This is a genomic window from Pseudomonas sp. GL-B-26, assembly GCF_019947405.1.
Taxonomy (GTDB): Bacteria; Pseudomonadota; Gammaproteobacteria; order Pseudomonadales; family Pseudomonadaceae; genus Aquipseudomonas.
Map to the genome: position 1 here is coordinate 50,150 of NZ_JAGYGJ010000005.1, position 20,331 is coordinate 70,480.

Consider the following 20,331-nt stretch of genomic DNA (forward strand, 5'->3'; position numbering starts at 1 on the left):
AGTGGTTTTAGCAAACTCAACGTCGCAAAGATAGCTGATGCTGAGCGACCAGGTCGGCCATGCTGGTGATGTAAAAATCTGCGGAGTATTCCTGAGTAGAATCTTCATGGCCGCGGCGAATCAGGCACAAACCAGCCGATTTTGGCGGCTGCGCTGGAGGTCTGGATACCTGCAGAATATTTTTGGGCTCCAGGTTATTGGCCAGCAACCATGCGCCGTCCTCCAATGGATTACTGGCTCGGGAATGCAGGTCTTCGGGTAAAATCCCCAAACGCTCACAGAGCTGCTCGCGATCTTCAGCATCACGATCGCAGTACACCAGCAGCCGATAGAATTTGCGCAGGTACAACATGGCACCCGGCGCGTCCTCGAACAGTGACCAGTTGCATGCCGAACGGGCGAAACTCATGCCCTCCTCCCAACTGGCCTTGAGCCCAAGGTGCTCTGCCAGTTGACGATGGGCAAAGCACAATAAACCACTGAAACCCAGCTCGGAAAAACGTGGGTACAGCGTGCGCACCGCCTCGTCAAACTCAGCCAATACCTCTTCCCTGCCCAGCGTGCCCGAATGGTTTTCGAGCAAAGGTTGCAGGGCCGTCCAGATACCGGAATCCCGATCGACCAGGACTTCGTCGCAATCGATCAGCAGTGCACGATAATCAGTCAGGTACATGGTGTGTAGCCTCCCATGATGCATTCATCAATCCATGTGCTCTAAATGCCCTCGGTTGGCGCATTGCTGCAAAGCGCCAACCGAGGCATGAGATCAATTCAACACACGCAACAATGCCGCTTCAAGAATAGTCAGCGCTTCGTCGATCTGCTCCTCTTCGGTTACCAGAGGCGCAAGGAAGCGCAGCACATTACGGTACACCCCACATTTGATCACCAACAGCCCACCCACCCTGGCTTGATCGATCAGTTGTTGGGTGAGTTCGGCATCGGGGCTGCGGGCCTCATCATCCTTGATCAGTTCGATAGCCAACATGAAGCCGGTGCCGCGTACGTCACCAATGCGCGGATGACGTGCCTGCAAACGCAGCAGGCCCTGACGTAACAGCTCGCCCAACAGGTCACCGCGTGCAAGCAACTGCTCTTGTTCATAAGCTTCGATCACCGCCAACGCCGCCGCGCACGCCAGGGCGTTACCGCCATAAGTACCGCCGAGACCACCGGGTAATGGCGCATCCATGATGTCCGCACGACCCACCACGCCCGATATTGGCAAACCACCTGCCAGGCTCTTGGCGACAGTGACCAGATCCGGCTGAATCCCGGCGTGCTGAAAACCGAACCATTTGCCGGTGCGGCCGAAGCCGGTCTGGATTTCATCAAGAATCAGCACAATGCCATGTTGTTCGGTCAGCGCTCGCAGCGCCTGGAGAAACTCCGGTGGCGCACTGAGGAAGCCTCCGTCGCCCTGCACCGGTTCGATGATGATCGCCGCCACTCGATCCGGCGTGACCTGGGTCGCGAGCAATTCGTTCAGGGCTTGCAGCGCCATCTCGCTGCTGAAACCGCGATAAGCGTTAGGGTACGGGGTATGGAAGACCTCGGGAGCGAAAGGCCCGAAATTCTGCTTGTAGGGTTGGCTCATGCCGGTCAAGGTCGTACCGAGCAACGTGCGCCCATGGAAACCGCCTCGAAAGGAGATGACCGCCGGGCGATTGGTATGCGCGCGGGCGATCTTCACCGCGTTTTCCACAGCCTCTGCACCGGAGGTAAACAGCGCCGCCTTGTAGGCTTCGCCACCACCGACCAATTCGCACAAGCGTTGTACCAGGTCGAGATAGGGCTTGTAGGCCACGACCTGGAAGCACGCATGGCTGACCTTTTGCAATTGCGCCTGCACCGCCGCGACCACCTTGGGGTGATTGTGGCCGATGTTCAGCACGCCGATGCCGCCGACGAAATCCAGGAAGCGCTTCCCGTCCACGTCCCACATCTCACAACCCTGGGCCCGATCGATGACCAGCGGGTGTGCGGTGACCAGCCCTCGTGGCACGAATTGATCGCGTTGACGGAGCAAATTCGGGGTTTCTTCGACTTTACTGTTCATTGGCATCTCTCATAGTGAGTCTGGCAACCGGGTAGCGGCTGCGACGTGATTCACAGGGTAAGCTTTCGACGCAATTGTCTAAGCCGAACTTGACCCCTGAGAAATCCGGATCGACTGTTTTCACCCCGGCAAACAGCAGAATCCTTCAGCTGTGGCCCGGCCCCATGGAATCTGCCGATAGGCGCCCCCTACAACGCAGCGTGATGCGTTTACGCAGAATCATTCGACATATCCTGCTCCGCCACTCGGGCATGCTTGAGGCTCCCTATTTAATGCGAGAAATGACCCATGGCCCTGCTCTATAAAGCCGACCCGGTGCGCGGTGAACATTGGAAGCGTCTGTTTGCCGAGCACGCCCCCGATATCGAATGGCGTGCCTGGCCGGACATCGGCGATCCGCAGGATATTCGCTACCTGGCGGCCTGGCAGGCGCCGGACGATGTCGACACCTTGCTGCCAAACCTGCAGGTATTGTTCGCCTTGTCGGCGGGTGTCGACCAGCTTGACCTTGACAGTCTGCCAACGGACCTGCCGGTGGTACGTTTACTCGACCCCGGCATCACCCGCGGCATGTGCGAATACGCCAGTTTTGCGGTGCTGAGCCTGCACCGGGATATGCTCCGCTATCGCCAGCAACAAATGGCCCGGTGCTGGCAGGCTCACCTGCTGCAACCGGCAGCCAAACGTCGAGTAGGTGTCATGGGGCTCGGCACGCAGGCTCAACAGATTCTGGCCACGCTGCAGCCTTTTGGCTTTGCCTTGTCGGGCTGGGCACGTAGCGAACATCAGATTGAAGGAGTGGATTGCTTTGCGGGTGCCGGGCAACTTCCGGCGTTCCTCGGCCAATGCGATATCGTGCTGTGCGTCCTGCCATTGACCGAGCAGACCAAAGGGATTCTCAACCGTCAGTTATTCCAGCACCTGCCAAAGGGCGCTGCCTTGGTCAACATGGGCCGGGGTGGGCACCTGATAGAAGAGGATCTGCTTGAGGCTTTGGCCAGCGGCCAGCTCAGTGCGGCGGTGCTCGACGTACTGCAACAGGAGCCGGCGGCGCCAGACCATCCCTTCTGGCACCATCCGCAAATATTGCTGACACCGCATATCGCTGCGATGACCCAACCGGAAAGTGCGTTTAGCGTGTTGCTGGAGAATATCCGCCGACATCAACGCGGTGAGTCAATGCTTGGCCAGATTGACCGCGAGCGAAGTTACTGACCAACGGCTGTCAACTCACCAGTAACAACCAACCGACGCCAGATTTTTTATCTTCTCTGAGGCAAATCTGGCGTTAAACAACAGACCTGATGTTCATCTCATTTTGCTGTTTCTGCGCATACCTCCCCCCAAGAACCAGCCGACATTTGCTGCTGACCTCGCCCCCCAATTGAGCAGTAATTGCGGCCCCTGAAGCCGCAACTTATGCAATCTACCGAATTGATTGCAGCCCATTGTCAGGCCTCGCCGTAGCTGCGATATAGCCACCCGCTGTGTGCCGCCCGGCCGTGCAGATCAAGTCCACCGCAAGACGGTGCTCGACAAGATGCTCCCGGGTTTGCTTCGCAGTGGTTCACCTGAGCTGCCGTAAGAGCGTTGCCTGCCGCGCAGGCAACGAACACTAATAAGATCAAATGGGGTAAGCGATGAACTTCGCAAAACAAAGCTCTCTCTCCTTGGCTGTCATTGCTGCCACCGCGCAACTGGCAATAGCTGGACAGCAACAAGAATCCAAAGGCTTCATTGAAGACAGTAGCCTTGGACTGCTCAACCGTAACTTCTACATGAACCGCGACTTTCGCGATGGCGGCAGCAACAGCCAGGGCACCAACGGCGCCAAGCCGGCCAGCGAGCGCAATGGCTATCGGGAGGAGTGGGCACAGGGTGCCATGCTCAACTTCGCCTCCGGTTTCACCCAGGGCACCATCGGTTTCGGCACCGATGCCTTCGCCTACGGTGGGGTCAAGCTGGATAGCGGCCGCGGCCGAGCCGGGACCGGCCTGCTGCCGATCAGCAACAACCGCACCGCCGACGCTGAAGTGCCAGACAGCTACGGCGAGATCGGCGGCGCAGTGAAGATGCGCATTTCCTCTACCGTGCTGAAGTACGGCGAACAACGCCCGACCGCTCCGGTATTCGCCACCGGCGACAATCGCTTGCTGCCGGAAACCGCTACCGGCTTCCAACTGACAAGCAAAGAGTTCGACGCTGTTTCTTTCGAGGCTGGCCACTTCACCGCATTCAACAATCGAGCCTCGACCAACTCCGATGACAAACTGCTCACCACTTACGGTGGGACCGAAGCTGACAGTGTCGACTTCATTGGCGGCACCTATAAAGTCAACAACAACCTCAGCCTGATGGCGTACACCAGTGAGGCCGAGAATGTCTGGCGTCAGCACTTCGGCAGTGCCTCCTATACGATCCCTCTGACTGATCAGCAATCGCTGAATTTTGGCTTGACGGCCTATAAGACCCAGGACCAAGGCGAAGCGCGTGCCGGTAAACTGGACACTACGAGCTGGTCGGCAAAGGCGGCCTATTCCTTGGGGGCCCACAAGCTCACCTTGGCTTATCAGAAGATCGATGGCGACGAGTATTTCGACTACATCGGTGTGGACTCGATCTGGCTGGCCAACTCGATTCAGTACTCCGACTTCAACGCCCCCAACGAGCGTTCCATCCAGGCTCGTTATGACCTGAACATGGCCACGTTCGGCATACCGGGGCTGAGCTTCATGGCCCGCTATGTCAAGGGTGATCAAATCGATGGCACCAAGGCCGATCCGCATGGTGCCTATGCCAACAAGGTGGGCGACGACCAGAAGGAGTGGGAGCGTGACCTGGAAGCAAAATACGTGGTCCAGGAAGGGACCGCCAAGGACCTGTCCTTCCGCCTGCGCCAGGCTACGCATCGCGCGACCTCGTTCGAGAGCGATATCGACGAGGTCCGCCTGATCATCGAGTACCCGCTGAGCATTCTGTAACGGTTGATCCTGGCCGGTTTTGCTCGTGGACCGGCCGACTTTCTTGAAGGTCTGCTCCCGCTCCCTTAGCCTTGAGGCGCCCATCCGGGCGCCTTTTTTTTAAGCAATCCCTCCATCAGAAGCGCCTTTTGCGTTGGCCTGCATCCTGAAAACCGACCCGGTATTTGCTGCCGATACTGCTTCTCATTTGAGCAGTAACTGTGGCCTGCAGATCCATCGATGACGGAATCTGCCGAATCAATTGGAGCCTCTTGTCAGGCTTCGCCGCAGGTGAGATACAAATACTTTCAGCGGAGAAATCCGACCGATTACGCCCCCTTCAACTGGAGACCTGACATGTCCGTCTCGCCACGCCCTGCGTATAGCTATCGCCCCATGACTCCGGCCGATGTGCCGTTGGCCCACGCCTTGTCCGTACAGTTGAAATGGCCCCACCGCCTGGAGGAATGGGCCATGTTGCAGCGCATCGCGAAGGGTTTTGTCGCAGAAGACGCAGGCCGCTTGATCGGTACCGCGTTTACCTGTCCGCAGGGAGATTACGCCACTATCGGCCTGGTGATCGTCAGTGATGAGTACCAGGGCCAGGGTATAGGTCGCAAGCTGATGGAACTGGCACTTGAGGCTTGCGGATCACGTACCGCCATACTCAATGCGACGCTGGCCGGTGCCCCACTTTATGCCAGCCAGGGATTCATCGACTTTGGACATATTCAACAACATCAGGGGCACGCGCGGGCTCCTGCACCAAATGATCTGGCAGCCGGTGAGCGCTGCCGCCCGCTGACCGAAGCCGATCGGGCCGTCCAAATCGAACTGGCCAACGCCGGAAGCGGCCTGGACCGAGAAGTCGTGCTCAATGATCTGTTCGATGTCGTTGAACACTCGGTCGGTATCGAGCGCGATGGTCAGCTGCGAGCCTTCGCCATGCTGCGTTCGTTCGGCCGTGGTCGCTGTATCGGCCCGGTCATCGCCGAAAATCCAGAGCAGGCCAAGCACTTGATCGCGGTGTTGTTGGCCCGGGTACCGGACGCCTTCGTGCGCATGGATATACCGTCCGACAGCGGTCTGGCCCCCTGGCTGGAAGAGACCGGGCTAAAGCACGTCGACACCGTTGCGCAAATGGCTCGTGGCACCCCACCTCAGGCTATCGGCACAGTGCGCCAGTTTGCTCTGGTGACTCAGGCCATCGGCTGACAAACCCAGCGTTACATCCAATGCATTTTCCTGGAGAAACACCTTCATGCTCGAACCCACTGCAGTGCTGTTGGCACACGCCGACGGCAGTCCCGCTTCAACAAAATTCACCCCCGGTTCGTTGGGGGGCACCGATCCTTTCGACCGGTACATTGCTTATCTCGGGCCGGATGACATCGCTGCCGGCGTGGTCCAGGCGAGCGGACAGTTCAACGTCGATGACTATCCCTATAGCGAAACGATCGTGGTTCACGCGGGACGCGTCACCCTGCAGAGCCAGGATCACAGGCTCCAACTAAATCCCGGCGACAGCGCCGTGATCGCCCGCGGTACGTCGCTCCAGATCGAGGCGCAACCCGACTCTCTCTGGGCATTCTGCGCGGATACCCAGCTCGTTGAAGAGCGCCATCCCGGGCTCACCGCGCTCCCCCCGCTAACCCTGCTCTCTCCCTCGGCGGCACCGGGGCCAGAAATTCTGCTAAGCCCGGCACCGCAATGTCGCTCACACAATTTGTTTGTCGAAGAGGCGACCAACCTGCGCATCGGCGTCTGGGATTCGACACCCTATACCCGCGGGGCGAGGCCGCACCTGCTGCATGAACTGATGCACCTGATCGAAGGTAGCGTCACCCTCCAGGTGGCGGACGGGACCGATCTGACGGTCAACACCGGCGATACGGTATTTGTGTCCCGAGGTGCCCCATGCGCCTGGCATAGCAGCGTCTACGTACGCAAGTTCTACGTCGTCAAATAACTCGAATCGCGTTAGCGCCGGCAGATGAGTTTTCCTCCGCCGGCCCCCCCAGCAAACCGATCAATCACTTGCGGAGCTCAGACAATGGGATTAGGTGGCTTCAGTACCGGAAAACTCCTGATCATCCTGTTGATCGTGATCATGCTGTTCGGAACCAGGCGCCTGAAAGGCTTGGGGTCGGACCTCGGCGACACGATCAGGGGGTTCCGCAAATCCATGGGCGACGATAAGCCAGTTACCGAGGAACCCAGGGATCGCTAATCGTGGTGTTGAAGATCGTGGGTGTGGCGAGCACCCAAGCCCCAGTCACAATTCAAACAGAGGTGAGAAGCGGAAATGGAAGTGCAACTGATGTCAGACAATTCTGTCGCCGGGGAAGCATTCTGGGAGCGTGTGCGCGCAGCCTATCCAGAGCAGCGCCCCCTATTGAACCTGAACAACGCGGCCGTGAGTCCGCCGCCGCTGGTGGTAGAGCAGGCTATGATCGATGCCTATCGGCTGATCAGCCAAAACCCGGACGTCAATATGTGGAGCAAGCTCGACGCCGAGCTCCCTACGATCAAGCAACAGCTGGCTGACATGGCCGATTGCGATCCCGATGAGATCGCCCTGAACCGCAACTCATCCGAAGGCTTGTCGACAGCCATCTTCGGCATTCCATTGAAGGCCGGCGACCAGGTGCTGGTCTCACTGTGGGACTACCCGAGTGTAATAGCCGGATGGCTGCAGCGTCAGCAGCGCGAAGGCATCGAAGTAGTGACCGTCGACTTCGACCTGATGGACGATGAGAATGTCATCGTGCAAGCGTATGCGCAGGCAATTACCCCGCGCACCCGGGTGATCCAGTTGACCCACATGCTGCACTGGACCGGGCGGGTCCTTCCGGTCAAACGTATCTGTGCGCTGGCCCGGGCGCAGGCGATTATCACGGTGGTGGACGGTGCCCAGACGTTTGCGCAGATGCCGCTCAGCTTCCGCGAACTGGATTGCGACTACTTCGTCACCAGCCTCCACAAATGGCTGGGCGCGCCGGTCGGCAATGGCATGCTCATTGTCAGGCGCGACCGAATCGACAGCACCTGGCCGTTGCTGGGGCCTTTCGACCCTCCGCCGCTACAGATCGACAAGTTCGACCACTGGAATCTCGGCACCTATAACTCGGCGATACAGGCGGGCATTGCCCCGGCTATCCGTTTCCATACGGAAATCGGCACGCAAGCCATTCACACGCGTCTACAGGAGCTGACCCGCTACTGGGTTGACCTCGCCAAAGACATTCCCGGTTTCAGGCTTCACACGCCACTTGATACCGTCGAGCTGGGCGCAGTAAGCCTGTTCTCTATCGATCAATGCGATGCTCGATGGGTTGAGCAGGAGCTTCGAAACACCCACGGAGTGCATGTCAAGTTCCGCCAGATCAGACACATCAGCGGACTTCGGGTATCGCCGAGCATCTACACGCAGAAGAGCGATCTGTGCCGCTTTGTCGAGGCGCTAAAGCAGGTGGTTGCAAGCAGATAGCCTGGCTGGTCAGGGGATACACTTGAGACCCGCGGAAGCGGTGGCCCCCTGAAGGAGGCTTGAGTGTGTTCCCCCCACCGCAGCTAGATGCCATCACCTGGGGAGTACAAGGGACTAACCAAATCGTAACTTTTTGCCAGGCGTTCGATGCTGCCATCACGTTCCAACTCCGCCAGGATCTTATCGAGACGCTGCATGAATTTGGGCTTGTAAGGGTAAGCCGTAGCATTGAGCCGGGTATAACCAAGGTACCCCGCCTCACCGGAGAGCCAAGGTCCTTCGACTAGCCAGTTGAGATCACTCTGGACAAAGACGCCCTCGCGCTGCATCTGCTCAAGTTCCCATTGGACCGAAAGGCGGTCATTGATATAGACATCTATTCGCCCATGGTAGAGCCTGGCCAGGTTGGTACGATTGTCGTTGGCATAACTCTGCTTCAAGGCACCTGTAGCGAGCATGCTTTGGTAATCCTGGTCGTCAATGCTCATGAACCCTCTGTTCACGCCAATACGTAGACCGCTATAGGCAAACGGGAAACGTTCGACCGGCTGTTTTCGCGCCAACTCTGCGCGCACAAAGACGACTACCTTCTCCTTCAATATAGGCCGCGAGTAGTCCATCCAGGGCCGTGCGCTGGGGCGATAGTAGGGCGGATAGAGAGCAAAGGCACGGCCGCTGGCCACTTCCGCCAGACCGCGCGCCCAGGGCACGGGACGAATGTGCACGTTGTATTCCGGCATGCGGCTAAAAGCTGTGCGCAGAATATCGGTGTAAAGCCCTTTGACCTCATCCCCCTCGGCGTAGCTGTATGGCGGGTAGCCGGCGTCACAGAGAATGACCACGTCTATGGGAGAGCTCGCCCAACTCTTGGCGTGCATGGCGCAGCCCACCAAAACCATCAATAACAACCGCATACTCGACTTCCTTCACATTCCTTTGATCCCTCTTCGCTGGCCCTTCGCAACACTGAAGGAAAGAGCCGTTAGAAGCGATTCCACTGCGCAGGCGGGGGCCGCCTTGAGAAGAGACTGTCAGAGGGGTATTTGCGCGTGATAAAAAAAGCCCGCAGTGAGACGGGCTAAAAGGGTGAAACACAAGAATGAATAGAGCGGTCAAGCCGACCTGGTGTTTCCTCAGCTCACAGCGCCGAGGCGATTGCCATGCCGACATCCTGGGTCGAGCCCTGTCCACCCAGATCAGGGGTGATCGGTCCCTCGGAGATAACCTGCTCGATGGCCTTGAGAATACCGTCATGGGCCGCCCGGTAGCGCTCATCGCCATTGCCCAGGAAGTCCAGCATCAAGGCACCGGACCAGATCATCGCAATCGGGTTGGCGATGTTCTGCCCATAGATATCCGGCGCCGAGCCATGGACCGGTTCGAACAGCGAGGGGAAACGTCGCTCCGGATCGAGGTTGGCCGAAGGAGCGATGCCGATGGTACCGGCGCAGGCAGGTCCCAGGTCGGACAGAATGTCGCCGAACAAATTCGACGCCACCACCACATCAAAACGGTCCGGTTGCAGCACGAAACGCGCGCACAGAATGTCGATGTGCTGCTTGTCCCAAGTGACGTCCGGGTACTGCGCAGCCATCAATGCAGTGCGCTCGTCCCAGTACGGCATGCTGATGGAAATGCCGTTGGACTTGGTGGCCGCCGTCAGGCGTTTGCGCGGTCGGGTCTGGGCCAGATCGAAGGCGAACTTGAGAATCCGGTCCACGCCGCGTCGGGTGAACACCGACTCCTGCAGCACGAATTCATGCTCGGTGCCTTCGAACATCTTGCCGCCGACCGAGGAATACTCGCCTTCGGTGTTTTCGCGGATCACCACGAAGTCGATGTCCCCCGCTTCGCGTCCGGCCAGCGGACACGGCACGCCAGGAAACAGTCGTACCGGACGGATGTTCACGTATTGGTCGAAGTCACGGCGAAACTTCAGCAGTGAGCCCCACAGGGAAATGTGATCCGGCACTTTGTCCGGCCAGCCCACGGCGCCAAAATAGATCGCGTCGAAACCCTTGAGTTGTTCGAACCAGTCGGCGGGCATCATCTGCCCGTGTTCCAGGTAGTAATCGCAGTGAGCCCAGTCGAGTACTTCGATGCTCAAATCCAGCTGCCATTTTTTCGCGGCCTGCTCCAGTACCCGCAGCCCTTCCGGCAAGACTTCCTTGCCAATGCCATCGCCGGCAATCGCGGCGATTCTGAATGGTTTGCTCATCAATCGTGGCTCCTCAAATATCTGTTCAAAGGGTGACCGGATCACAGCCCACCGATGTGGAAGGCTTTGACTTCAAGGTATTCATCCAGGCCGTACTTGCTGCCTTCACGGCCCAGACCCGATTGCTTGATACCGCCGAAGGGGGCGACTTCCATGGAAATGATCCCGGTGTTGAGACCGATCATGCCGAACTCCAGCGCCTCGCCGAAGCGCCATGAACGGCGCAAGTCCTGGGTGAAGAAATAGGCGCCCAAGCCATAAGGTGTGGCATTGGCCAGAGCCAACGCCTCTTCTTCACTGGTAAAGCGCATCAGCGGTGCAACGGGGCCGAAGGTTTCTTCGCTGGCCAGCAACATCCCGGCATGAGCCTCACCGAGTACCGTGGGCTGGACGAACTGGCTGTCGCCCTCGGGGATGCCGCCACAGAGCAGATGGGCTCCCTGACTCAACGCATCGTCGACATGTCGAGCGACCTTGCTCACCGCCGCCGCATTGATCAATGGGCCGATGGTCACGTCGGCGTCCAGGCCATTGCCGACTTTGAGCTTGCCCACCTCCTCCACCAGACGCTGGGCGAAGCGCTCGTAGATTCCATCCTGTACCAGAATCCGGTTGGCGCAGACGCATGTTTGTCCGGCGTTGCGGAACTTGCTGAGCATAATGCCGGCCACTGCCTGTTCCAGATCAGCGTCGTCGAACACAATGAACGGCGCGTTACCGCCCAGTTCCAGGCTCAAGCGCTTGATGTGTTCGGCACTCTGACGCATCAGCAGCCGACCGACAGCGGTGGAACCAGTGAACGAGATTTTGCGCACCGTCGGGTTGACGGTCAGTTCTTCGCCGATGCCGGCGGGCATGCCGGTCACTACGTTGAAAACTCCCGCCGGAATACCAACCCGCTCGGCCAGTACCGCCAGCGCCAAGGCCGACAACGGGGTCAGATCCGAGGGTTTGACGATGATCGGGCAGCCCGCCGCCAGGGCTGGTGCGCATTTGCGGGTGATCATCGCGTTAGGAAAGTTCCACGGGGTGATCGCGGCGCAAACCCCGACCGGCTGCTTAAGCGTGAGCAAGCGGCGGTCGCCGCTGGGTGCCGGTATGGTCTCGCCGTAAATCCGGCGGGCTTCTTCGGCGAACCATTTGACGAAACTGGCACCATAGCGAATCTCGCCCTTGGCTTCATTCAGCGGCTTGCCCTGTTCGCTGGTCATGATCAGCGCCAGGTCGTCGAGGTTGTCGATCATCGCCTGATACCAGCGTTCCAGCAGCGCTGCCCGTTCTGCCGCCGGGCGTGCGCGCCAGGCCGGCCATACGCGTTCGGCGGCTTCGATGGCGCGTCGGGTTTCGCTGCCTTGCATCGCGGGTACGCGGGCGAGCAACTGGCCGCTGGCCGGGTCGATGACGTCGAGGGTGGCGGCGTTGTCGGCGCTGATCCACTGACCGTCGATGTAAGCGAGTTCTACCAGCAGGCTGGGGTCTTTCAGGCGATTCTTGAGCATGGTCGAGTCCTGTTCCGAGACAGCCTTCAGTCTATTGATTCGCCACAGGCAAGGATGCTGAAAGCGCCGCCTCTGCAGCCTCGAATGCTGAAAATCAGCATTCGACAGCAACCTCTACTGTAGGTGAGTGCAACGAGTCTCAATCAGACGATGAAGTGCTTGACCATGCCATTCAGCTCGCTGGCCAAGCCGGCGAGTTCCCGACTTGAGGCCTGGCTCTGATTGGCCCCGGCCGAGGCTTGTTGGGAAACGTCACGAATATTGAGCAGGTTGCGATCCACCTCACGGGCAACCTGGGATTGCTCTTCGGTGGCACTGGCGATACACAGATTGCGTTCATTGATCTGGGCGATGTCGTCGACGATGGCATTCAGTACCGCACCTGCCGCACGGGCAACCTCCAGGGTTTCCCGGGTTTTACCATTGCTGCTGTGCATGGCTCGCAGAGTGCCGTGACTGCTTTTTTGCACCGAGCCGATGATGGTCTCAATCTGTTTGGTCGACTCCTGGGTTCGTTGCGCCAAGGCCCGGACCTCGTCAGCCACCACGGCGAAACCCCGTCCGCTTTCGCCCGCGCGAGCCGCCTCGATCGCCGCATTCAAGGCGAGCAGATTCGTTTGCTCGGCAATGCCGCGAATCACATCCAACACCGAGCCGATATCACCTATCTGGCCTGCCAGGGTTTGCAGGGCGTTTGCGGTGTCCTCGATATCCCCGGTCAACGATTCGATGGCGCCGACTGTACGGCTGACGCTCTCCTGCCCCTGACGCGAGCGCTGGTCTGCTGCCTGGGAAACCTCCGAGGCCCAGGCGGCATTCCGCGCCACGTCTTCGATTGCACCCGTCATTTCTGTGACCGCAGTGGCCGCGTGGTCGAGTTCAGCGCTCTGCCGTTGCACACCACGGGTGGCGTCATCGGTCACTGCACTTAACTGAGCGGACGTCATGGCCAGTCGTTCGGAAGAACTCAAAATCTGCCTGACCGTACTGCGCAGGTTCATTTGCATACGCCCAAGCGCCTGCAACAGGCGCGCCGCTTCATCCATGCCGACGATATCCAGGGGTTGGGTCAGGTCACCCTTGGCGATACGCTCGGCCGCCGCCATGGCAATAGCCAACTGTTTGAGCAGACGCAGCACGATCAAGGTCGCCAAGGTACCGCCGGCTAGCAGAAGCGCCAGCAGACCTGTGGACATCAGGATGAAGCTCTGCCGGGCACTGTCGCGGCGTTTCACCAGCGCCTCATCGAGTGCCGTCAGCGCAGAACGGCCAACGGCATACAAGGCGTCAACAGGTTTGTTGTAAGCCGTCAGATAGTCGCCAACCGGGTAATTCAGCTTAAGCGCGTACAAGGCATCGGTAGACTCGTTATTCCCGGCGGTGTTTGCACTGGGAGCAAAATCCATGTCCATTTCGACGGCCGATACCAATCGCGCATTGCTCAGTTCAAGCGCCTGATGGATTTGCGGACCTAGTGCCGTTAGCGGCGCGTCCAGCAGAGTCTTGAGTTCGGGCTCGGCGGCACTCGCCTTGGTCAAGGCACGTGCCGTCTTGTCAACGCTGCTCAGCGCCTGAGTGGCCAAGCCACGCAGTGCACCTTGTTGCTCAGGCAGGATCCGGCCCTGCGCCAAATACAGACCGCCAGCACCACGCAACTGACCTAACAACTCGGTGGCTTGCGGCAATTCGATCAAGGCACCCGCCATCAACGAGTAAGTCCCTAAAACTGGATCCAGGGACAGTTTGAAGTGATCGAGCATTGCGTCTTCGATCAGCAGATAGGCTGCGATCAACTGGCTGTGCCGGGCCAGACTTTGCGAGCCCTTGATGGCGGCCTGATCGACCTGGCCGGCCAGCGCTTGCCATTGCTGCCGGGCCTGTCGCCAGGCAGCCAGAAGGCTGGGGGCGACTTGTGCCTCCTGCAAAACCTGCTCGGTTGCCTCGACAGCGCGATCCACTTCAGCCTGTTTGTCCGAACGGGCTTTGTTGAAATCTCGATTGCCGGTCAGCACGACGGATGCCAAGTCGCGATGCTGCTGCGTCAAGTGGACCAGCTCGAGCAATGCCTGTACCGGACGTATACCCCGCAGCTCCTGATTGGTCTGCAGGCTATTGTGATACGCGCCCAGTACGTAGAGGCCGGTCGGGATGGTGATCAGCGTCACGGCCAGCGAGCCGAGCAAGGCGAACTTGCCGGCGAATGACAGGCGCTCAAGCGCTTTCATGGGAGGTAGCTCCAGAAGGGTTGCGGATGGCTGACGGTGAACGGGCGGAACACTAAAGCCGCATCGAGCCCAACAACCCTTGCAGGAAGTGCTCGCCGGCTTCCATCTGGCTGATCTCGATAAACTCGTCAGGCTTGTGTGCCTGTTCTATCGAGCCTGGACCGCAGACCACCACCGGCACATCCAGGCGTTGTTTGAACAACCCGCCCTCGGTGCCAAAGGAGACTTTGGCAGTGCCGGTGTCCGGGGCGGCGAAGTTTTTCAGAAAACGCACCGCTTCGACGCTCGGGTGTGTTTCGAGGCCCGGATAGACATTCAGGGTCTCAATTTCGATATCCGCCACGCTAGACAGTTTTTTGGCTTCGCGCACGATCACTTCGGCCCGCGCACGCATCTGCTCCAGAAACTGATCCAGGTCGTCCGCCGGCAAGTTACGCACTTCGAAATCCAGGGTGCACAAGTTCGGCACGATGTTCAGCGCCTTGCCGCCGACAATTTGCCCGACATGCACGGTGCTGTAGGGCACGTCGTATTCGGCATCCTGGGCACCCTGCTCTTGCAGTTGCTGCTGGCCCTGACGTAGCGCAGCGATAAAATCGCAAGCCACGTGAATCGCATTGACCGAGCGCGGTGCCAGGGAGGAATGAGCTTCCAGGCCGCGACAGTAAGAACGGTAAGAACCCTTGCCCTTGTGCCCAAGCACAAACTGCATGTTGGTCGGCTCACCGATCACGCACAGAAACGGCCGCACCGGTGCCAGATGCAACACATCCAGTAAGCGTCGAACACCCACGCAGCCGATTTCTTCGTCATGGGACAGCGCCAGTTGCAACGGCCGACTCAACGAATGATCGGCGGCATCGAGCATGGCGTCGATAGCCAGTGCGACGAAACCCTTCATATCGCAACTGCCACGGCCATAAATCCGCCCGTCCCGCACCGTCGCCTGAAACGCGGGAAAGGTCCAGGCCTGCCCTGCTGCCGGCACCACGTCGGTATGGCCGGACAGCAGAATCCCCGGCACCTCCCGTGGACCGGTGCTGGCAAACAGATTGGCTTTTTTGCCGCTTTCATCCTTGACGATCAACGACTCGATGCCCTTGCTCAGCAACAGCTCGCGCACGTACTCGATCAAGGCCATATTCGACTCCGAAGAGACGGTGTCGAAAGCCATCAACCGTTTGAGAATCTCCAGTACGCGGGGCTTCATGAGGCCTTGCTCCGTTGCTCGACTGAAGAGGCGAACCGGTTGATGGAGAACGGCAAAATCGAAGTGCTGGTGCTGCCGGTGCTGATCAGCTCGGCCATCACGTCGCCGACGCCCGGGCCGAGCTGAAAGCCGTGACCGCAGAAACCAAACGCATAGAACAAACCATCAACGGTGCCGCTTGGTCCCATAACGGGCAGGGAATCAGGCAGGTAACCTTCGATACCACTCCAGACCCGAATGATGTTCAGGTTGCCGACACCCGGCAGCAGGCGGCGCATCTGCTCCATCTGATTGAGGATGCTGCGCGGTTCGACATAGGCCCGGCGGTTGAGCATGTCCGGTTCGCTGCGATAGCCGCCACCGATGATGATGTTTCCACGGGGTATTTGGCGGAAATAAATTACTTCCTCGGGAATCTTGGTATAGACACCGATGACTGTCGGCAAGGCGTAAGGCACTGGCTCGGTGACGGCCATTTGCGGGCCATGGGTGTCCAGCGGCACCGGTTCGCCGAACTGCGCCGAGAGTTTTTGGCCCCAGGCGCCAGCGGTGATCAACAGCTGGGCGGCGCTGAACTGACGACCGTCGGTGGTACTGATGCTGAACTCGCCGCCGACCTTTTGCACCTCGGCCACTTCAGTGCGCTCTTCGATCCGCGCACCGAGGCGTCGTGCCGCACGGGCAAATGCCGGGGCCGCCAGACGCGGGTTGGCGTGCCCGTCGTGGGGAGCATAAGAGCCGCCCTTCACATCCGGGCCGAGAAATGGAAAGCGCTTGTGCAACTCGTCGCCACGAAAGATCTTCAAGTCCAGCTGCTCCGCTTCGGGCGCATCGGCATAGGCTTGCAGTTCGGCGATCTCGTCTTCGCGGTAACACACCCGCATATGCCCGCTGGCGATAAACTCGAGGTCATCGTCGATCAGCTCTGGCAGACGCTTCCATAACGCCCAGGAACGATTGGCCAATTCCAGCTGGCCGAGGAATCGGCCTTGACGCCGCACGTTGCCGAAATTCACGCCGCTGGCGTACTGACCGATCTGGTCGCGTTCCAGCAAAATCACCGACTGCCCACGCTGGCGCAGGAAAAACGCCGCCGCCGAGCCCATGAGGCCGCCGCCAACAATCACGACATCGGCTTTCTGTACCGTCATGGCGCCACCTCCTCGGTGAGTATCGAAAGGGGTTTGACCGGCGCCTGACCCCGTTGTCGGCCGACCTGTTGCACGCTGACGCCCGCGGCGGCAGCAATCACCTCAGCCCCGGCCTGGGAGCAGTAACGTCCCTGGCAGCGACCCATGCCAACCCGGCTGAACGCCTTGGCCCGATTGACTTCGCAGGCACCTTTTTCGCTGACGGTGCGGCGCAATTCGCCGGCCGTGATCATTTCGCAACGGCAGACAATCGCCTCGTCCGGCAGCGCTTTGGCCTGGGCGCTTGGCCAGGGAAAGGCCTGCGCGAGACCGAGACGAAATTCATCCATCACCGCCAACGCGTGCCGTTGTTCGTCGCGCAACCCTACATTCACTGGTTGCTGCAGATCCTCCAGCAACGCCATTGCCACCAGGCGCCCGGCGTGTTCGGCCGCATCGGCACCGCGAATCTTCGAACCGTCGCCGGCGGCATACACGCCGCTGACCGAGGTCCGGCCGTCTTCATCTGTGGCCAGCCACCATTGGCTCGACGCTTCATCGAAGCGCATACGGCAACCGGCCAGGTCGGCCAACTGGGTTTCCGGGCGCAGGTGATAACCCAGCGCCACGGCATCGCAATCCACCGTCAAGGTCTCACCGCGCGCCGTGCGCACGCGCACGCCACTGACACCGCTGGCTGCATCGCCCTGCACTTGAAGCGGCGAAATGCCCAGGTGCACCGGGATCTTCGCGCGATACAACTGCGCCAACAGCTTCATTCCGGTGAACAGCAATCCCGGACGCGCCAGCAGTTTCGGCAATGCGCCAATCCGTTTGCTCAACGGCGAGGTATCGAGCACTGCCGCGACTTTTGCCCCGGCTTTCACATACTGACTGGCGACCAGATACAGCAGCGGTCCGCTGCCCATGAACACCACGCGGTGGCCGATGGACACAGCCTGAGATTTCAGGGCGATCTGCGCACCGCCGAGGCTATACGTGCCTGCCAACTGCCAGCCTTCGATCGGCATCAAGCGGTCGGTGGCGCCGGTGCAGAGGATCAGCGCGTCGTAATCCACCGTCGAGTGCTTGCCTTGGCTGACGCAGCACAGTTGCCCCGGTGTCAGGTTCCACACCAGCGTGTCCGGACGATAGTCAATCTGCCCGCGCAAGCGGTCGAAGCTCTGGTGCAGGTCATTGGCCTTGGCGGCCTCGGTGCCATACAGGGTGGCATAACCGCGGGTAAAACCTTCGGGTTGGCGACGGTAGATCTGCCCGCCATCCCGGCGATTCTCGTCGATCAGGATGGGCTTGAATCCAGCGGCTACCAGGGTTTCGGCACAACGTGTGCCGGCTGGCCCGGCGCCGACGATAACGACTCGATGAGTGCTCAACCGCGCAGTGGCCATATCGCCTCCGGTTGCATAGTGACAATATCCAGCCCTTCACGGACCTCATTGGAGCAGGCGCGTAGGCGTTCGCCGCTGCGGGTCCAGACCCAACAGTCCTGGCAAGCGCCCATCAGGCAGAAACCGGCGCGGCGGCCCGAATCGAACTCCGATTGGCGCAAGGCCGAACCCTGAGTCAGCAAGGCGACCATCAGCGTATCGCCCTGCAGCGCCTCGATGGGCATGCCGTCTACCTGCAGTTTGACAGTGGGCCGGCCCTGTTCGGCCAGTCTTACGAAACGCCCGTTCATGCATAGGCTCCCATGGTCATGCTGTTGGAATCCTGCTGAGTTTTCAGCAACTCGGCACTGTCGTGATGGCAAAGGATTTCACTGCCGCCCACAATCATCCGACGGTCCGGCGGAACACAATTGCACAGGCCATCGACCCGCACCGGGCAACGATTGAGGAACGTGCACAGCCCAGGCACATTGGCTTTTTCACCAATGGGCGGCAGCGTGCCACAGGTCGTTGTTCCGCAGGTTTCCAACCAGCCCTGGCGCAATTCCGGCACTGAATGGATCAACAGATCGGTATAGGGATGGAATGGTGCCTGTGCGTACGATTGCCGAGTACCCGCCTGAATCTTGTGGCCGCTGTACATCACCACAATGTCGTCGCACAGGGCTCGCACGGTTGAGATGTCATGGCTGATGAACAGATAGGACACCCCCAATTGCTGACGCAGGTCGCGCAATAGTTCGAGGATTGCTGCACCGACCACGGTATCCAGCGCCGAGGTCACCTCGTCGCAGAGAATCAGATCCGGCTTGGCTGCCAGGGCGCGGGCCAGGTTGACCCGCTGCTTTTGCCCGCCGGACAGTTCGTTCGGGCGGCGTTCGGCCATGGTTCGCGGCAAGCGCACCAGGTCCAGCAGCTCGCCGATGCGCTCGCGCAGCGCGGCGCCCTTGAGGCCAAAATACATCTTCAGTGGACGACTCAGAATGGTGCTGACACTGTGCATCGGGTTGAGTGCAGTGTCGGCGTTCTGGAACACCATTTGAATGCGTCGGAACTGTTCATCGGTGCGCTCGGACAGGCTGCCGCCCAGCGGTTGACCATCGAAGGTCAGCCCGCCGAGGGCCGGCGCCAACAATCCAGCCACCACCCGCGCCAAGGTCGATTTTCCGGAACCGGACTCACCGATCACCCCTATGGCCTGACCTCTGCGAACCGTCAGGTCGATGTCTTCCAGCACGCGAATAGCCGGCATGCCTTGCGAGTTCTTGTTGCCGTAACCGGCGGTCAGGCCCTGGATGGTCAGCAGCGGCGTCTCTTCCGCGATACCGCAAGGCGGACGGATCGTAGTGTCCGGCCGTGCTGCCGCCAACAAGCTGCGGGTGTATTCGTGGGCCGGGCCTTTGAGCAAGGGTGCCGTGGCACTCTGTTCGAAGATCTCGCCGCCATTGAGCACCACGATCTGATCGGCCATCTGCGCGACCACGGCCAAATCGTGGGATACGTAGACCGCCGTCGCACCACGTTCACGGACCACCCGTTTGAAGGCGCGCAGCACATCGATCTGGGTCGTCACATCAAGCGCCGTCGTCGGCTCGTCGAGCACCACCAGCAATGGATCGCTGATCAGCGCCATGGCCGCCATGACACGTTGCAGTTGCCCGCCGGAAACCTGATGGGGGTAACGCTGGCCAATGTGATCGGGGTCTGGCAGGGCCAGGTCGCGGAACAACTCGATGGCCTTGGCCTCAAGCACAGCCTGGCTGCCCAAGCCATGAATCAACGCGCCCTCAATCACTTGATCGATGAGTCTTTTAGCCGGATTGAACGCCGCTGCGGCGCTCTGGGCGATATACGAAACCCGGTTACCTCTCAACTTTTGCAACTGGCTATCATTCAACGCCAGCATGTCGTGTTCGCCGATTTGCACCACGCCGCCCGACAGCCGACAACCGCGCCGGGCATAACCGAGCAACGCCAGGGCGATGGTGGTCTTGCCGGAGCCAGACTCACCGATCAACGCCAGTACTTCACCTTTTTGCAGGGAGAAGCTCACGCCCTTGACGATTTCCACCTCACCAAGCTCGCCGCAGGCGACCACTCGCAGGTCCTGAACCCGAATTAATTCACTCAT

Annotated in this window: 16 protein-coding genes and 2 pseudogenes; 6 read left to right on the forward strand and 12 right to left on the reverse strand. The window is 59.7% G+C overall.

Translation table 11 applies throughout. The features are described 5' to 3' along the window. Positions 1 to 16: 16 nt before the first annotated feature. Both KGB23_RS04915 and gabT read right to left on the reverse strand, forming a co-directional pair. Complete coding sequence (locus KGB23_RS04915) at positions 17 to 673, reverse strand: HAD family hydrolase (RefSeq protein ID WP_223430128.1); 657 nt, start codon at positions 671 to 673, stop codon at positions 17 to 19. Between the two features lie 93 nt (positions 674 to 766). Next, positions 767 to 2,059, reverse strand: coding sequence for a 4-aminobutyrate--2-oxoglutarate transaminase (gabT, locus tag KGB23_RS04920; protein WP_223430129.1), 1,293 nt, complete (start codon positions 2,057 to 2,059; stop codon positions 767 to 769). 288 nt (positions 2,060 to 2,347) lie between these two features. Here gabT and KGB23_RS04925 point away from each other — a divergent pair, with 288 nt between their 5' ends. The 6 genes from KGB23_RS04925 to KGB23_RS04950 all read left to right on the forward strand — a co-directional run bounded on the left by KGB23_RS04925 (position 2,348) and on the right by KGB23_RS04950 (position 8,509). After that, positions 2,348 to 3,274, forward strand: coding sequence for a 2-hydroxyacid dehydrogenase (locus tag KGB23_RS04925; RefSeq protein WP_223430130.1), 927 nt, complete (start codon positions 2,348 to 2,350; stop codon positions 3,272 to 3,274). 425 nt (positions 3,275 to 3,699) lie between these two features. Then, positions 3,700 to 5,040, forward strand: a complete 1,341-nt coding sequence (locus KGB23_RS04930; protein WP_223430131.1) for an OprD family porin — start codon at positions 3,700 to 3,702, stop codon at positions 5,038 to 5,040. A 336-nt stretch (positions 5,041 to 5,376) separates the two neighbouring features. After that, complete coding sequence (locus KGB23_RS04935; RefSeq protein ID WP_223430132.1) at positions 5,377 to 6,234, forward strand: GNAT family N-acetyltransferase; 858 nt, start codon at positions 5,377 to 5,379, stop codon at positions 6,232 to 6,234. 46 nt (positions 6,235 to 6,280) lie between these two features. After that, entirely contained in the window at positions 6,281 to 6,988 is a 708-nt protein-coding gene (locus KGB23_RS04940) for a cupin domain-containing protein (RefSeq protein ID WP_223430133.1), read from the forward strand. An 84-nt stretch (positions 6,989 to 7,072) separates the two neighbouring features. Next, positions 7,073 to 7,249 carry a twin-arginine translocase TatA/TatE family subunit gene (tatA, locus tag KGB23_RS04945; RefSeq protein WP_223430134.1) on the forward strand — a complete coding sequence of 59 codons (177 nt, stop codon included), beginning with the start codon at positions 7,073 to 7,075 and terminating at the stop codon, positions 7,247 to 7,249. Between the two features lie 75 nt (positions 7,250 to 7,324). Further along, positions 7,325 to 8,509 (forward strand): aminotransferase class V-fold PLP-dependent enzyme, encoded by a 1,185-nt coding sequence (locus KGB23_RS04950; RefSeq protein WP_223430135.1) that lies wholly within the window; start codon positions 7,325 to 7,327, stop codon positions 8,507 to 8,509. An 83-nt stretch (positions 8,510 to 8,592) separates the two neighbouring features. On the opposite strand, the gene KGB23_RS04955 is transcribed toward KGB23_RS04950, so the two are convergent. From KGB23_RS04955 to KGB23_RS04995, 10 genes and pseudogenes are all read right to left on the reverse strand, one after another. Beyond that, on the reverse strand, positions 8,593 to 9,423 hold the full coding sequence (locus tag KGB23_RS04955; protein ID WP_223430136.1) for a substrate-binding periplasmic protein: 831 nt from the start codon (positions 9,421 to 9,423) through the stop codon (positions 8,593 to 8,595). A 224-nt stretch (positions 9,424 to 9,647) separates the two neighbouring features. Continuing rightward, positions 9,648 to 10,727: a tartrate dehydrogenase gene (locus tag KGB23_RS04960; RefSeq protein WP_223430137.1), complete on the reverse strand. Its 1,080-nt coding sequence runs from the start codon at positions 10,725 to 10,727 to the stop codon at positions 9,648 to 9,650. A 41-nt stretch (positions 10,728 to 10,768) separates the two neighbouring features. Further along, positions 10,769 to 12,226 (reverse strand): NAD-dependent succinate-semialdehyde dehydrogenase, encoded by a 1,458-nt coding sequence (locus KGB23_RS04965; protein ID WP_223430138.1) that lies wholly within the window; start codon positions 12,224 to 12,226, stop codon positions 10,769 to 10,771. Between the two features lie 143 nt (positions 12,227 to 12,369). After that, a pseudogene (locus tag KGB23_RS30345) lies at positions 12,370 to 13,131 on the reverse strand (methyl-accepting chemotaxis protein); the annotation flags it as partial. A gap of 96 nt (positions 13,132 to 13,227) precedes the next feature. After that, positions 13,228 to 14,451, reverse strand: a pseudogene (locus KGB23_RS30350) (nitrate- and nitrite sensing domain-containing protein); the annotation flags it as partial. 52 nt (positions 14,452 to 14,503) lie between these two features. After that, positions 14,504 to 15,661, reverse strand: a complete 1,158-nt coding sequence (gene argE / locus KGB23_RS04975) for an acetylornithine deacetylase (RefSeq protein ID WP_223430140.1) — start codon at positions 15,659 to 15,661, stop codon at positions 14,504 to 14,506. Continuing rightward, positions 15,658 to 16,812 carry an NAD(P)/FAD-dependent oxidoreductase gene (locus KGB23_RS04980; protein WP_223430141.1) on the reverse strand — a complete coding sequence of 385 codons (1,155 nt, stop codon included), beginning with the start codon at positions 16,810 to 16,812 and terminating at the stop codon, positions 15,658 to 15,660. The genes argE and KGB23_RS04980 overlap by 4 nt, the downstream gene beginning before the upstream one ends. After that, positions 16,809 to 18,200 carry an NAD(P)/FAD-dependent oxidoreductase gene (locus KGB23_RS04985; RefSeq protein WP_223430142.1) on the reverse strand — a complete coding sequence of 464 codons (1,392 nt, stop codon included), beginning with the start codon at positions 18,198 to 18,200 and terminating at the stop codon, positions 16,809 to 16,811. Before KGB23_RS04985 ends, KGB23_RS04980 begins: the two co-directional genes overlap by 4 nt. Continuing rightward, a complete protein-coding gene (locus tag KGB23_RS04990; RefSeq protein ID WP_223430143.1) occupies positions 18,182 to 18,490 on the reverse strand; it encodes a (2Fe-2S)-binding protein in 309 nt (102 codons plus the stop codon). Before KGB23_RS04990 ends, KGB23_RS04985 begins: the two co-directional genes overlap by 19 nt. Then, positions 18,487 to 20,331, reverse strand: a complete 1,845-nt coding sequence (locus KGB23_RS04995; RefSeq protein ID WP_223430144.1) for an ABC transporter ATP-binding protein — start codon at positions 20,329 to 20,331, stop codon at positions 18,487 to 18,489. The genes KGB23_RS04990 and KGB23_RS04995 overlap by 4 nt, the downstream gene beginning before the upstream one ends.